Below are 12,851 nucleotides of genomic sequence, written 5' to 3' on the forward strand. Positions count from 1 at the left end.
GGGAACGGCGTGGTTATTTTGGGTTCTACAGCATCTGGCAAATCGTCGTTGGCTCTCAAGTTAATGGCCTGGGGTGCGGGCCTTGTAGCAGATGATCAAACGATCCTGACGCCAAAGAATGACGTTCTTTTTGCTTCCGCGCCAGAAGCTATTGTGGGTTTAATCGAAGCCCGTAATGTCGGTCTACTCGAGGCATCTTATGTTGAGAACACACGCATTTTGTTTGCAGTCGATTTGGACAAATTAGAACAGAAGAGATTGCCTGAAAAACACGAGATAGAACTGGCAGGAATTGCAATTCCCTGTGTTCACAAAGTGGATAGCTCTCATTTCCCTGCATCTATATTGCAATATCTAAAGGGTGGGAGACGTCAGCCTTGATTAAAAGAAGCGAAACCACAGCGCGCAGAATTGTTTTTGTAACCGGTCCATCGGGCGCCGGTCGATCCAGTGCTCTGAACGTTCTGGAGGATGCGGGGTTTGAGGCGGTAGACAATCTACCCTTACGGCTTTTGCCGCATCTGCTGGAAGGGGGAGGCCAAGACCGTCCTTTGGCTCTTGGTATTGACCCGCGCAACCGGGAGTTTTCTACAACTAGAATTGTTGATCTTTTGGGTGACCTTGCAGGAAGTCCCGGGCTCGCACCTGAACTTCTCTTTCTCGACTGTGCAACGAATATTTTGTTGCGTCGATTTTCGGAAACCCGACGGCGGCATCCTTTGGCGACAAATGACCAGCCTTTGGATGGTGTCACACGCGAGATAGAGATGCTTAGGCCGCTGCGTGCCAGAGCCGATGTTTTGATCGACACGAGTGAATTGAACGTACATCAGCTACGCGTGGAAGTTGAAACATGGTTCGCACCGGAGGGGCAGAGAAACCTTACAGTTTCCGTACAGTCCTTTTCCTATAAACGCGGTCTTCCGCGGAGCGTTGATATGATCTTTGACTGTCGGTTTTTGACGAATCCTTACTGGGTTCCCGAATTGCGCGCACTGAACGGTATGGACGCTGAGGTGGTAGCGCATGTGATGAGCGATCAGCGGTTCGCGGCTTTTGCGGAAAAAGTTCTGGATATTAACCTCTTACTTCTGCCAGCTTACCGCGAGGAGGGAAAGTCATATCTGTCTATCGCCTTTGGGTGTACTGGGGGCCAACACCGGTCCGTCGTGATGGCGCAAAAGCATGCATTGCAGCTTGCGGAGGCTGGCTGGCAGGTATCTATAAGACACCGCGAGTTGGACCTACGAAAGAAAGAAGAGGCTTGAACCGTGATCGGTGTCGTGATTGTCGCACATGGGGGACTCGCAAGGGAATATCTTGCTGCCGTGGAACATGTTGTTGGCCAGCAAGCCGGTATTGAGGCTATTTCCATCGAAATAGACCATGATCGCGACGCCAAAGAACGTGAAATATGTGCGGCAGCCAATTCGGTTGATCAGGGCGATGGTGTTATCGTTGTCACCGACCTCTATGGCGGCTCGCCTTCAAATCTAAGCCTCCTTGCCTGTCAATCCGGCAACCGTCAGATACTCTATGGTGCAAATTTGCCAATGCTGATCAAACTAGCGAAGAGTCGGCAAAAAACGGTGTCGGATGCGGTACGACTGGCTCTTGAGGCGGGAAAAAAGTACATCGACAGCCAGAATGTCAGTTCAGACCACGAAAGCCGATCGAAAAAATGACCGACTGCACGTTGAAGATAATAAACGAAAAAGGGTTGCACGCTCGCGCTTCCGCACGGTTGGTGGAAGTTGTGGAAGGATTTGACGCCCGCGCGGAAGTATCGAAAGATGGCATGACTGCATCAGCTGACAGCATTATGGGGCTTTTGATGTTGGCAGCTTCTAAGGGAAGCTTTATTGACGTAAAAACCTCAGGGCCGGACGCGGACGCTCTCGCAAAAGCTTTGACAGCTTTGGTGGCGGATATGTTCGGCGAAAGTCAGTGAAGTAATATGCACCATTTACGGTGTGCAACAGGATAACAGGTCTTGGTAGAGAGCACACAAGACATAAACGTCGCGCCGGGAGAAAGTGAGCCGGTTGATTTTGCGCAATATGATCGCAGAAGCCTGTCTTATGCCTCGACGTTTGAAGATCCATGGAAGTCGACAGTCATACGGGTGATTGAGGCGTTCACAGGTAAGTTAACCATACTCAGGCTCGTCAAAAAATTCGAACGCCGTGGAGCACCGAAGGGACAGGCATTTTGGCGTGCCGCTCTGGATGTTATGGGCATTGACCTTCTGACGCCTCAGGAGCAATTGGACCGAATTCCGAAAACGGGACCGGTCATTGTTGTGTCGAACCACCCTCATGGCATGGTGGATGGCATGATTTTTGCGGATTTGATCGGACGCGTCCGTCCTGACTATCGCATCCTGACCCGTTCCCTCTTGACTGTAATTGATGAGGTTGCCGGTTCTTATATGATACCTGTGCCATTTCCTCACGATCCGAATGCGCAGCGCAAGGGCGTGGCGATGCGCGCTGATGCGATGAAACACTTGCAAGAGGGTGGCGTCGTCGCGCTTTTCCCGTCGGGTGGTGTTGCGGTTTCTGAAACTTTTTTTGGGCCCGCTGTCGAGGCAGAATGGAATGTTTTCACGGCCAAGCTGATCCGGCGATCTGGTGCGACGGTTGTTCCAATCAAGTTTTTGGGACAAAATTCGCGTGCCTATCAAATTGCAAATAAGCTGTCTCCAATGCTGCGTCAGGGGTTGTTACTGCATGAAATCGTGCATTCGCTCAACAAACCTCAGGCCCCGATTGTCGGACATCCTTTGACGCAGGAAGAGATCAAAAAATGGGATGATGATCCGCGCGGTTTCATGGCATGGCTGCGTGAACACACATTGTCTTTGTCGGACTAGTCACTGGTTTCACCTTGTGGGGATAGGGATATCCCCTCGATAGTCATAGAACCCGCGATCTGTCTTTCGCCCTAGCCAGCCCGCTTCAACGTATTTTGTCAGCAAGGGACAGGGGCGATACTTGGTGTCCGCCAACCCATCGTGCAGCACGTTCATGATTGCCAAGCAAGTATCCAACCCAATAAAATCGGCCAGTTCCAATGGACCCATTGGGTGATTTGCGCCAAGTTTCATGGAACTATCGATGGATTGAACACTGCCAACCCCTTCATAAAGCGTATATACTGCCTCGTTGATCATTGGCATTAGAATCCGATTGACGATGAAAGCTGGAAAGTCTTCAGCAGAAGCGGCTGTCTTGCCCAATCGATCCACAACGGTTTTGCATGTGGAAAACGTCTCTTCGTCGGTTGCGATTCCGCGAATGAGTTCGACGAGCTGCATAACCGGAACAGGATTCATGAAGTGAAATCCCATGAATTTCTCGGGCCGATCTGTCCGGCTCGCCAGCCTTGTAATGGAAATGGAAGACGTATTTGATGTCAGAATGGTGTGCGGTAGCAGATGAGGCAAAAGATCCTCGAATATCGCCTGTTTGACAGATTCCCGTTCTGTAGCTGCTTCGATAATGAGGTCGGTTTGACCTAACTCGGTGAGGTGCGGCGTTGTCTTAATCCGCTTTAGCGCGCCATCCTGCTCTTCTGCGGTGATCTTTCCGCGAGAAACCTGACGCTCCATGTTTTTTGCCATCAGTTCAAGTGCGGCATCCAGTGCATCCTGACTCACGTCGTTGAGCATGACGTCATATCCAGCGAGCGACATTACATGCGCAATGCCGTTACCCATTTGGCCCGCGCCGACAATTCCAATTTTTTTGATGTCCACGGCGCGCCCCTTTTGTTTGGCACACCCTACGGTGCCTGCCGGGTCGCCTTCAAGGTCATATTCCTATTAAAATATGGGCCAAATTAGAAGTTTAACAGAATGTAAGTGTTGGGCGTGCACATTGTCTCTTGGGTGATTCAAGAGAGGTGGGTTTATGACCTATGACGTATTGGGAGCGGGGGCTCTCGACTATGCGCCGTGCCGTTATGGCAATTCTAAGTTAATATTTAGAGGTCCAGAACGTCGAATGGACGTCCCCTATGTCGCGTTTCTGGGGGGTACTGCAACTTATGGAAAGTTCATCAAATGCCCCTATCCGGCGTTGGTGGAAAGTGATCTGGGCGTCAATTGCATCAATTTCGGTATTTCCAACGCGGGTGTTGATGTTCTTTTGAACGATCTCATGCTCGCCGAGGCAAGCAATCGCTCAGAGGTCACTGTGTTGCAGATCATCGGAGCCCAGAACCTATCCAATCGTTTCTATACCGTTCACCCAAGGCGCAATGATCGGTTCGTTGCGGCGTCACCGCTATTGTCGACCATTTATCCAGAGGTTGATTTCGCGGAATTCCATTTCACCAAACACATGCTGAGCTGCCTTTTTCAGGTCTCAAAAGAGAGATTTTCGGCTGTTCGGGGTGAATTGCAAATGGCTTGGGTGGCTCGCATGAAGCTATTGCTCAAACGTATCAAAGGCAGGAAAGTTCTGATCTGGATCTCAGATCATGCGCCATTGAGTGAGGAAGCTTTTGTATTGGATCCAGCGAAAGCAAAGACACCGTTATTTGTCACTCAGGAAATGTTGGATACCTTGATGCCATTAGCGAACCGCTTTGTGGAAGTGGTTGTCACACCTGAAGCGATCGCCGCTGGTACCGAAGGAATGGTGTTTAGCCAAATGGAAGCAATGGCCGCTTCCGAAGTTCTTGGCCCGAAAGCACATGGAGAAGTTGCTTTGAAACTCGGAAAAACTCTGCACGATCTCTTATAAAAAAAGGCCGCCTCGTAAAAGGCGGCCTTATGAATTTAGTTTCGCGACTGCAGGTTACAGTTTTTCGATAAGTTCAGGTACGGCAGAAAACAGGTCTGCAACCAAGCCATAATCCGCAACCTGAAAGATTGGGGCTTCTTCGTCTTTGTTGATGGCTACAATGATTTTCGAGTCTTTCATTCCGGCCAAGTGTTGGATTGCACCAGAGATACCAACTGCGACATAGAGGTCTGGCGCCACAACTTTTCCGGTTTGACCAACTTGCCAGTCATTTGGCGCGTAGCCAGAATCGACTGCCGCGCGCGAAGCGCCCACTGCCGCCCCGAGTTTGTCGGCAAGTGTCTCGATCAATGCGAAATCGTCTTCTGATCCGACGCCACGACCACCAGAGACCACAACACCTGCAGAGGTCAGCTCGGGTCGGTCACTCGCCGCAACCTTGTCTTCCACCCACTCGCTTAGACCCGGATTGTCGGTTGCCGATATCGCTTCAACAGTCGCTGACCCGCCTTCTTCGGCGGCATCGAAAGTCGAGGTGCGGAAGGTCACCACTTTTTTTGCATCGGAAGATTTGACGGTTTGAACCGCATTACCGGCATATATCGGACGCTCAAAGGTATCGCTGTCGACGACGCCAGACGCGTCAGATATGATCATTACATCGAGCAATGCCGCTACGCGTGGCATAACGTTCTTGGCGTCAGTGGTCGCCGGGGCAACGATATGTTCGTAGTCACCTGACAGTGATACGATCAAGGCCGCAGTCGACTCTGCCAACCGATGACCCAAAGATGCATCTTCAGCGACCAGTACTTTGCTTACGCCATCGATTTTTGCAGCGGCCTCACCGGCAGCAGCGGCGGAGCCGCCCGCCGCCAAAACGGTGACATCGCCCAGCAACTTGGCGGCAGTCACCGCTTTTGAAGTCGCGTCCATTGCCAGTTCGCCATCGGTCACTTCCGCAAGGAGAAGAACAGCCATTACACAGCCCCCGCTTCTTTGAGTTTAGATAACAGTTCTTCGACAGAACCCACTTTGATCCCGGCCGCGCGTGCTTCGGGTTCGACAGTTTTTACGATTTCAAGACGCGGCGCGACATCAACGCCATAGTCTGCAGCCGTTTTCTCATCCAACGGCTTTTTCTTGGCTTTCATGATGTTTGGCAGCGACGCATAACGTGGTTCGTTGAGGCGCAAATCGACCGTGACGACAGTTGGCATCGTTACCTTAATGGTTTGCATGCCCCCATCTACTTCGCGGCTGACAACCGCGTGATCGCCCTCTATGGCGACCTCCGAGGCAAAAGTTGCCTGGCTCCATCCCATCAATGCGCTGAGCATCTGGCCGGTTGCGTTCATGTCGTTGTCAATTGCTTGTTTACCACAGAGCACAAGACCGGGTTGTTCTTCATCGACAATAGCTTTGAGGATTTTGGCAACGGTCAATGGCTCGATATCCTGGTGGACATCGTCAGCCGCAATCACAAGAATGGCTCGGTCAGCGCCCATGGCCAGTGCGGTCCGTAGAGTTTCTTGGCTTTGTTTGACGCCAATGGATACAACCAAAACTTCGTCGGCCTGACCCGCTTCTTTGAGCCGAATGGCCTGTTCGACGGAAATTTCATCAAACGGATTCATCGACATTTTCACATTGGCAAGATCGACACCCGATCCGTCCGCTTTGACGCGGACTTTCACGTTGTAGTCGATCACGCGTTTGACAGGTACGAGAACCTTCATTAGCGTCTTTCTCCTTCGGATTGCGACTCACGGCATGTGTGAGCCAGACTTTTCTGACGCTGGTTTAACCAAGCTGACGCGCATGAAACAGTGCAAAATCGTCACGCCTGAGTACAGGAACGCCGCGTTTTTGGCGAATTCCCCCGTTTGAGGAAAAAATTTCCGATCAGCCCCAAGGCTTGTCGAAGGTTTTTTTCCTGCAAAAGGCCCAAGCGTTAGCGATTGGCGCCGGGAACCCAGAGCACATCATCTTTACCACCGTTGTTCGCGGTGCGTGCTGCAACGAAAAACCAGTCGCTCAAGCGGTTCAAGTATTTCACGGCAGAGGTATTGATCGCCTCCATGGTTGCCAATTCCACACACAGACGTTCCGCGCGGCGGGATACTGTGCGGCAGACGTGGAGCTGAGCGGCAAGTGCGGAACCACCTGGCAAAATAAAGCTGCGCAATGGGTTCAGATCCGCATTCATGTCATCAATTTCGGATTCCAACCGGCTTACTTGTGCTTCAATCATCCGCAAAGGCGGGAACTCTGCTTCGGCGTCTTGATCAATGTCTGGTCGGCATAGGTCAGCACCCAGGTCGAAGAGATCATTCTGGATACGGCTCAATGCTTGGTCCATGTCGCCTTCAGCTGTCAGACGTGCCACGCCCACAAAAGAGTTCAGTTCATCCGAAGTCCCATAAGCTGTCACACGCAGTGCATGTTTTGCGACGCGCGTGCCATTTCCAAGAGCTGTTTCGCCAGCATCGCCCGTTTTCGTATAGATTTTGTTGAGTACAACCATGTTCTATTGGCCACCTTGTTTGCGGAAAAATACGTAAACCAGGATCAGGCATACCGCGACAAACTGAGCCGCCAACCGGTAACGCATCAATTTGTTGGAGTTTTTCTTGTTGAATGCGCCGCCTTTTGCAAATCCGCCCAAACCCAACATCAGCACGACGACAACTGACAGGCAGGCCAAAACGGCGATCACGAATAATGGGTCACCCACGACATTTTCCTTTTTTGTCCCAAACGCTCATGTAGTTGGGTTGGTGCAAAAAGCGAATGGCTTTTGTGAAGTCCTGTGCACTATCCACGTGAAAGAACCCAATCCAGTGCTCGGGTCGGCAGAACTCGCCGCAACACACCCAGGATGTGTGTCGGCGTGGTGACATAGTACCGAGGCTGAGGTCTCTTGGTTTCCAGCGCGTGCAGCAGCTTCTCCAGAACGGAAACTGCGGGCAACTCAAAGGTATCTGGCCCCCGGTTTGCATAAAGGCGCTTGTTGAGCCCATTTTCGTATTCTGTGCGGCGTACGGACGCGCGCCAGTCAATCCATTTTTCGTAGTTCGGTATTGAGTTTTGGCGGATCTTTGATGTCACCGGTCCCGGTTCGATCAGCACAATGTCGATCCCAGTTTTCCGCATTTCGATGCGCAATGTGTCGGTCAAGCCCTCCAGTGCATACTTCGTCGAACTGTAAGCGCCCCGCATTGGCAGTGTGACAAATCCCAAAACGGAGGAACATTGAATGATCCGACCGTGCCCCTGCTTGCGCATGACTGGGATCACCGCCCGCGTCAAATGGTGCCATCCGAAGAAATTCGCTTCAAAAATGGCTCTTAAAGCATCGGTGGGCAAGTCTTCAACCGCGCCTGGCGTGCCGAATGCGCCGTTGTTGAAAAGCGCATCGAGCGTGCCGCCCGTTGCCGACAACACCTCTTCCAGGGCTGCGTCCATTGTACCGCTATCCGAGTAATCCAGGAGAGGGCTTTCGAAACCTTCCGTTTTCAGGCGTTCGCAATCCTCGATCTTTCGGCAGGCCGCGAAAACCCGCCAGCCCTGGGCTCTCAGTCCAACGGCGCAGCAGTAACCGATGCCCGATGAACAGCCAGTGATCAATATCGATTTTTGGGTCAAATGAGCCTCCGCGCCGGTCGCATTCAGCAATTGCAATTTGAAGGCGCGGGCGCAACCCTATCCGTTGCTCAGCAGGAAGTCTGCAATCCAACCCTCTGGACCCCCAGCGACAGGACGAAGTTTCACCCAGCCGGTGCCGTCGTCCTCCAAGACTTCGACTTCGGTGTCACGGTTGAGCTTTGTGACCACATCAAACCCGGTACCCGGTCCGCTGCGCATGTTTACGACGTCCGCCGAGATAGAGCGGATGCCCCGGCGTGGAGAGACCGCGTCAGAAGATGCCTGCGCGCGCGACCCCTGGAACACGATGCTGGGCAAAACGCCATCCGCATCGGGGGTGGTGTCAAAAGCCGAAATTGTCGCTTCGATCGGTGTCACAATAGTGGAAGGGGGTTTTACCGCCGGCGCAGATTGTTGGGTTGCCTCCAAGGTTTTTGTGAGAATAGGTTTTGTGGATCGGCCTGGGCGCTGATCAAAGGCATCCTCAAAAGATGCGAGCTTGAGAGATACTGGAGTAATGTCCGGCGCGTTGGCGGTTTGCAAAACAGACGGTTTCCGCGCGTTTTCAAGATCAGTGTTTTGAGGTGCCTCTTCGGTGTCAACACGTGCCAAGACGGCTGCATTGCGTGCTGCAACCGGGTCAAATTCCGCGCCACCACTCAACTCATAAAATGCCAGTGCCAGAAAACCAAAACTCAACCAAATGAATCGCTTCATCAAAAAAACCCCTTCAAAAACGTCTGTAGTCTAGCACAAAATTGCAGGTTTGGAGTCCATACAGTGAAAACTGGTTTCCGTCAGGGGGAATGGGACCCGCCAAACCTCACATTTGCATGGATCTAACCGCTTGGTGAGGGACATCAGTGTTTTAGATTATATCCCGCTTGTTCAAGGGACATCGGGGCGATACATATGCGGGAATGGCCGACGATATTGATATTCCTGACATGCCGACCGATGATTTGTCTGAGCCTTTGCGTCGGGCTTTGGGCGATCGATATCTGACCTATGCGCTTAGCACGATCATGCACCGCGCGCTTCCGGATGCACGTGATGGTCTGAAGCCGGTGCACCGGCGAATTCTCTATGCAATGCGCGAGCTTAGATTGAGCTCGACCGGCGGTTTTCGAAAGTCAGCAAAGATTTCCGGCGATGTAATGGGCAATTATCATCCGCATGGGGATGCCGCTATTTACGATGCCATGGCCCGTTTGGCGCAAGACTTCAACGTGCGCTACCCACTGGTGGATGGCCAAGGTAATTTCGGCAACATCGATGGCGATAACCCCGCCGCCAGCAGATACACCGAAGCACGCATGACCGCTGTTGCAGAGGCCATGCTTGAAGGCCTCAACGAGAATGCCGTCGATTTTCGCGAAAACTATGATGGAACGCTCACCGAACCCGTTGTGTTACCTGCGCAGTTTCCGAATCTACTGGCCAATGGGTCAAGCGGGATCGCCGTTGGCATGGCGACCAACATCCCGCCGCACAATATCGCCGAGCTATGCGACGCCTGCATTCACTTGATCAAAACGCCAGATGCGCGGGACGACACGTTGTTGAAATACGTTCCGGGCCCGGATTTCCCCACCGGGGGCGTGATCGTTGAACCGCCTGAAAACATTGCAACGGCCTATCGCACAGGGCGCGGCTCTTTCCGCCTTCGGTGCCGTTGGGAAGTCGAAGATCTGGGGCGTGGTCAGTGGCAGATTGTGGTCACAGAAATTCCGTATCAGGTGCAAAAGTCCAAGCTGATTGAGAAGATCGCCGAACTGATCCAGACCAAGAAGATACCGATCCTTGGGGATGTGCGTGACGAATCCGCCGATGATGTCCGAATGATCATAGAGCCGCGATCGCGCTCGGTTGAGGCAGATATGCTGATGGGCATGTTGTTTCGGAACTGCGATCTTGAGGTGCGGTTTTCGTTGAACATGAATGTCTTGATTGATGGGCTGACGCCGAAAGTCTGCTCAATGAAGGAGGTGTTGCGCGCGTTTCTGGATCATCGTCAGGAAGTTTTGATCCGCCGTTCCACGCACAGATTGGAAAAAATCGATCACCGACTGGAGGTCCTGGAAGGTTTCCTGATTGCCTTTTTAAACTTGGATCGCGTGATCGATATTATTCGCTATGACGACGATCCAAAAGCGGCATTGATGCGCGAGGACTGGGGTAAAACCCACGCGCGGGCAATCGATGAAGCCGACTATGTCGCGCCCTCGGAAGGCGAAGGCGAGTTGAGCGAGGTGCAGGTCGAGGCCATTTTGAACATGCGTCTGCGCTCGTTGCGGCGGCTGGAAGAAATGGAACTCCTGCGCGAACAATCCGACCTGATGCGGGAACGTGCAGACCTTGAGGATCTGCTCGAAAATCCGCAACTGCAATGGGATAGAATTGCGTCAGAACTGCGCGACATCAAGAAGCAGTTTGGCAAGGATTACGCCGGCGGCGCGCGACGCTCGACTTTTGCCGAAGGTACGGTGGTCGAAGAAGTTCCGATCGAGGCGATGATCGATCGTGAGCCCATTACAGTTGTCTGCTCTCAGATGGGGTGGGTGCGGGCCATGACTGGCCATATCGATCTGGCGCGTGAACTAAAATTCAAGGACGGTGATGGACCGCGGTTCATTTTTCACGCTGAAACAACCGATCGATTGCTCGTGTTCGGCTCAAACGGCCGTTTTTACACGGTTTCTGCGGCCAATCTACCGGGCGGACGCGGTATGGGGGAACCGCTGCGCCTTATGGTAGATCTGCCGAATGAGGCTGACATTGTAACAATTCTGACCCATGAAGCGGAGCGCAAGTTATTGGTGGCATCCAGTGCTGGTGATGGTTTTGTCGTACCGGAAGACGACGTGGTCGCGCAAACGCGTTCGGGTAAACAGGTGCTGAATGTACGCGGCGAAACACACGCTCTGGTCTGCAAGCCAATTTCGGGTGACAGCGTTGCAGTTGTCGGCGAGAACCGCAAAGTGCTGGTCTTTGGACTTGATGAATTGCCCGAAATGGGTCGTGGTAAAGGCGTACGTTTGCAAAAATACAAAGACGGTGGACTCAGTGACGCAACGACCTTTTCGCGCGAAGATGGTCTAAGCTGGTCGGATCCGGCTGGACGCACGCGTACCGAAACCGAATTGGTTGAATGGACGGGTAAGCGCGCGGGTGCCGGGCGCATGGCCCCACGCGGCTTCCCGCGAGATAACAAGTTCACCTGACACGATCATCCAGAGAGTAGCCGGTTCTGGTTTTTGGCCCGTGTGGCAAAGGCCTATTGTTTCTCCCAAAACTATTACGTTTGGAAATGTAGTTTCTGCACCGCAATTTAAAGAGCCCTTTCAATCATTACCAAGTTCATTGGGCGCTTTTTTTTGATCTGATGGGAAAGGCGCGTGCCAGAAAGCGGCAAGGCAGCTATTTGTGTTTGCTTTGTGGCACCTAGTTGTCGCGCTTTGTTTTTCTGGAAGGCTCGTGCAGGCTTTCACCTATGCCTCGACCGGCGGATTGCGCGCAAGCCATGCTTGGGCTAGGCAGGTAGGCAAGAAGAAAAAAACGGGTGCAGTATGATCAGGCTATTTGTTGTTCTCGCAAGCTTGCTAGGGCTTGTGGCATGTACCGGCCCAAGTGATCTCAACGATCCACCTGTGCCCCTTGGCAACTTTAGTCTTGGGCATAATGTTGTGGTCGCCCCCAAGGTTGAAACAACGTCGACGGTGAGCCGGGAAGTTTCCAAAGAACAACTAACTGATGCCATGAAACTCGCTATTGCGGAACGGTTTGATCGATACGACGGTTCGAAAAAATACCATTTTGGCGTCAGCGTCGAAGGGTATATTTTGGCAAAGCCCGGCGTTCCGGTCGTTCTGGCGCCTAAGTCCGGCATGATCCTGCGTGTTACGGTTTGGGATGACGCAAAGGGCATTAAACTCAACTCAGAACCCGCTCAGCTAACGGTTCTGGAAACCTTGGATGGCGAGAGCATTATCGGTACCGGATGGACACAAACTAAGGAAAAGCAGCTGCGAAACCTGTCCCGCAATGCCGCTCAGGCGATTGAAAATTATGTTGTCGCGCAAAACGCGGAACTGGGTTGGTTTAAAGACCAGAAAGACCCAGCTTCGCCAGAAGATACTTCTGCAACACAAACACAATCGAAAGTGGCGCCACTGATAAGTGATGCAAACGCATCGCAGTGAAGAATTGACGCACGTCGTGCTTGATTTCCCCAGCTGTTCACAATACATCGCGCGCCATATGAAAGACGGGGTCGATGGTGGCCTCTTGCAAGCAAAAGGGCGCCTCTCACATGGCAAAGGCAAAGTTTGAACGTACGAAACCGCATGTAAACATTGGCACGATTGGTCACGTTGACCACGGCAAGACGACGTTGACGGCTGCGATCACGAAGTATTTCGGCGATTTTCAGGCCTATGACCAGATCGACGG

Annotated in this window: 16 protein-coding genes; 9 read left to right on the top strand and 7 right to left on the bottom strand. The window is 52.4% G+C overall.

Translation table 11 applies throughout. The features are described from left to right. Positions 1-9 precede the first annotated feature (9 nt). From AB8B75_RS06210 to AB8B75_RS06230, 5 genes are read left to right on the top strand one after another with little or no spacing between them, the layout of a single operon-like run. Entirely contained in the window at positions 10-381 is a 372-nt protein-coding gene (locus tag AB8B75_RS06210) for an HPr kinase/phosphorylase (RefSeq protein ID WP_405360702.1), read from the top strand. Then, the gene (gene rapZ / locus AB8B75_RS06215) at positions 381-1,268 is read left to right on the top strand and encodes an RNase adapter RapZ (RefSeq protein ID WP_405360726.1); all 888 of its coding nucleotides are present in this window, start codon (positions 381-383) and stop codon (positions 1,266-1,268) included. The genes AB8B75_RS06210 and rapZ overlap by 1 nt, the downstream gene beginning before the upstream one ends. A gap of 3 nt (positions 1,269-1,271) precedes the next feature. After that, the gene (locus tag AB8B75_RS06220; RefSeq protein WP_405360703.1) at positions 1,272-1,685 is read left to right on the top strand and encodes a PTS sugar transporter subunit IIA; all 414 of its coding nucleotides are present in this window, start codon (positions 1,272-1,274) and stop codon (positions 1,683-1,685) included. Beyond that, a complete protein-coding gene (locus tag AB8B75_RS06225; protein WP_405360705.1) occupies positions 1,682-1,951 on the top strand; it encodes an HPr family phosphocarrier protein in 270 nt (89 codons plus the stop codon). The genes AB8B75_RS06220 and AB8B75_RS06225 overlap by 4 nt, the downstream gene beginning before the upstream one ends. A 42-nt stretch (positions 1,952-1,993) precedes the next feature. Further along, positions 1,994-2,875 carry a lysophospholipid acyltransferase family protein gene (locus tag AB8B75_RS06230; RefSeq protein ID WP_405360706.1) on the top strand — a complete coding sequence of 294 codons (882 nt, stop codon included), beginning with the start codon at positions 1,994-1,996 and terminating at the stop codon, positions 2,873-2,875. 9 nt (positions 2,876-2,884) lie between these two features. On the opposite strand, the gene AB8B75_RS06235 is transcribed toward AB8B75_RS06230, so the two are convergent. Further along, positions 2,885-3,760, bottom strand: coding sequence for a 3-hydroxybutyryl-CoA dehydrogenase (locus AB8B75_RS06235; protein ID WP_405360708.1), 876 nt, complete (start codon positions 3,758-3,760; stop codon positions 2,885-2,887). A gap of 154 nt (positions 3,761-3,914) precedes the next feature. On the opposite strand from AB8B75_RS06235, the gene AB8B75_RS06240 reads away from it, so the two are divergent. Continuing rightward, complete coding sequence (locus AB8B75_RS06240) at positions 3,915-4,751, top strand: DUF6473 family protein (protein ID WP_405360709.1); 837 nt, start codon at positions 3,915-3,917, stop codon at positions 4,749-4,751. A gap of 54 nt (positions 4,752-4,805) precedes the next feature. Here AB8B75_RS06240 and AB8B75_RS06245 read toward each other — a convergent pair whose 3' ends face one another. The 6 genes from AB8B75_RS06245 to AB8B75_RS06270 form a co-directional block, all read right to left on the bottom strand. Continuing rightward, entirely contained in the window at positions 4,806-5,732 is a 927-nt protein-coding gene (locus tag AB8B75_RS06245; RefSeq protein WP_405360711.1) for an electron transfer flavoprotein subunit alpha/FixB family protein, read from the bottom strand. Next, a complete protein-coding gene (locus tag AB8B75_RS06250) occupies positions 5,732-6,490 on the bottom strand; it encodes an electron transfer flavoprotein subunit beta/FixA family protein (protein ID WP_405360713.1) in 759 nt (252 codons plus the stop codon). The genes AB8B75_RS06245 and AB8B75_RS06250 overlap by 1 nt, the downstream gene beginning before the upstream one ends. Positions 6,491-6,705: 215 nt before the next feature. Next, entirely contained in the window at positions 6,706-7,278 is a 573-nt protein-coding gene (locus tag AB8B75_RS06255; protein WP_405360715.1) for a cob(I)yrinic acid a,c-diamide adenosyltransferase, read from the bottom strand. 3 nt (positions 7,279-7,281) lie between these two features. Continuing rightward, on the bottom strand, positions 7,282-7,488 hold the full coding sequence (locus AB8B75_RS06260; RefSeq protein ID WP_405360717.1) for a twin transmembrane helix small protein: 207 nt from the start codon (positions 7,486-7,488) through the stop codon (positions 7,282-7,284). Between the two features lie 80 nt (positions 7,489-7,568). Then, on the bottom strand, positions 7,569-8,399 hold the full coding sequence (locus AB8B75_RS06265; protein WP_405360718.1) for an SDR family NAD(P)-dependent oxidoreductase: 831 nt from the start codon (positions 8,397-8,399) through the stop codon (positions 7,569-7,571). A gap of 57 nt (positions 8,400-8,456) precedes the next feature. Beyond that, positions 8,457-9,116, bottom strand: coding sequence for an SH3 domain-containing protein (locus tag AB8B75_RS06270; protein ID WP_405360720.1), 660 nt, complete (start codon positions 9,114-9,116; stop codon positions 8,457-8,459). Positions 9,117-9,319: 203 nt separating this feature from the next. Between AB8B75_RS06270 and AB8B75_RS06275 the strand changes: the two genes are divergently transcribed. The 3 genes from AB8B75_RS06275 to AB8B75_RS06285 form a co-directional block, all read left to right on the top strand. Continuing rightward, positions 9,320-11,623, top strand: a complete 2,304-nt coding sequence (locus AB8B75_RS06275) for a DNA topoisomerase IV subunit A (protein ID WP_405360721.1) — start codon at positions 9,320-9,322, stop codon at positions 11,621-11,623. Positions 11,624-11,968: 345 nt separating this feature from the next. Then, positions 11,969-12,601 (top strand): hypothetical protein, encoded by a 633-nt coding sequence (locus AB8B75_RS06280; RefSeq protein ID WP_405360723.1) that lies wholly within the window; start codon positions 11,969-11,971, stop codon positions 12,599-12,601. 110 nt (positions 12,602-12,711) lie between these two features. Then, positions 12,712-12,851 (top strand): GTP-binding protein (locus AB8B75_RS06285; protein WP_348404421.1); only part of this gene is annotated, 140 nt, incomplete at its 3' end.

The organism is Roseobacter sp. (assembly GCF_045106495.1).
GTDB lineage: Bacteria > Pseudomonadota > Alphaproteobacteria > Rhodobacterales > Rhodobacteraceae > Roseobacter.

Excerpts from the sequence above, each read along its gene's own strand:
- AB8B75_RS06225 (WP_405360705.1), top strand. The coding sequence starts at position 1,682 with ATGACCGACTGCACGTTGAAGATAATAAACGAAAAAGGGTTGCACGCT.
- AB8B75_RS06240 (WP_405360709.1), top strand. The coding sequence starts at position 3,915 with ATGACCTATGACGTATTGGGAGCGGGGGCTCTCGACTATGCGCCGTGC.
- AB8B75_RS06245 (WP_405360711.1), bottom strand. The coding sequence starts at position 5,732 with ATGGCTGTTCTTCTCCTTGCGGAAGTGACCGATGGCGAACTGGCAATG.
- AB8B75_RS06250 (WP_405360713.1), bottom strand. The coding sequence starts at position 6,490 with ATGAAGGTTCTCGTACCTGTCAAACGCGTGATCGACTACAACGTGAAA.
- AB8B75_RS06255 (WP_405360715.1), bottom strand. The coding sequence starts at position 7,278 with ATGGTTGTACTCAACAAAATCTATACGAAAACGGGCGATGCTGGCGAA.
- AB8B75_RS06270 (WP_405360720.1), bottom strand. The coding sequence starts at position 9,116 with ATGAAGCGATTCATTTGGTTGAGTTTTGGTTTTCTGGCACTGGCATTT.
- AB8B75_RS06275 (WP_405360721.1), top strand. The coding sequence starts at position 9,320 with ATGGCCGACGATATTGATATTCCTGACATGCCGACCGATGATTTGTCT.
- AB8B75_RS06280 (WP_405360723.1), top strand. The coding sequence starts at position 11,969 with ATGATCAGGCTATTTGTTGTTCTCGCAAGCTTGCTAGGGCTTGTGGCA.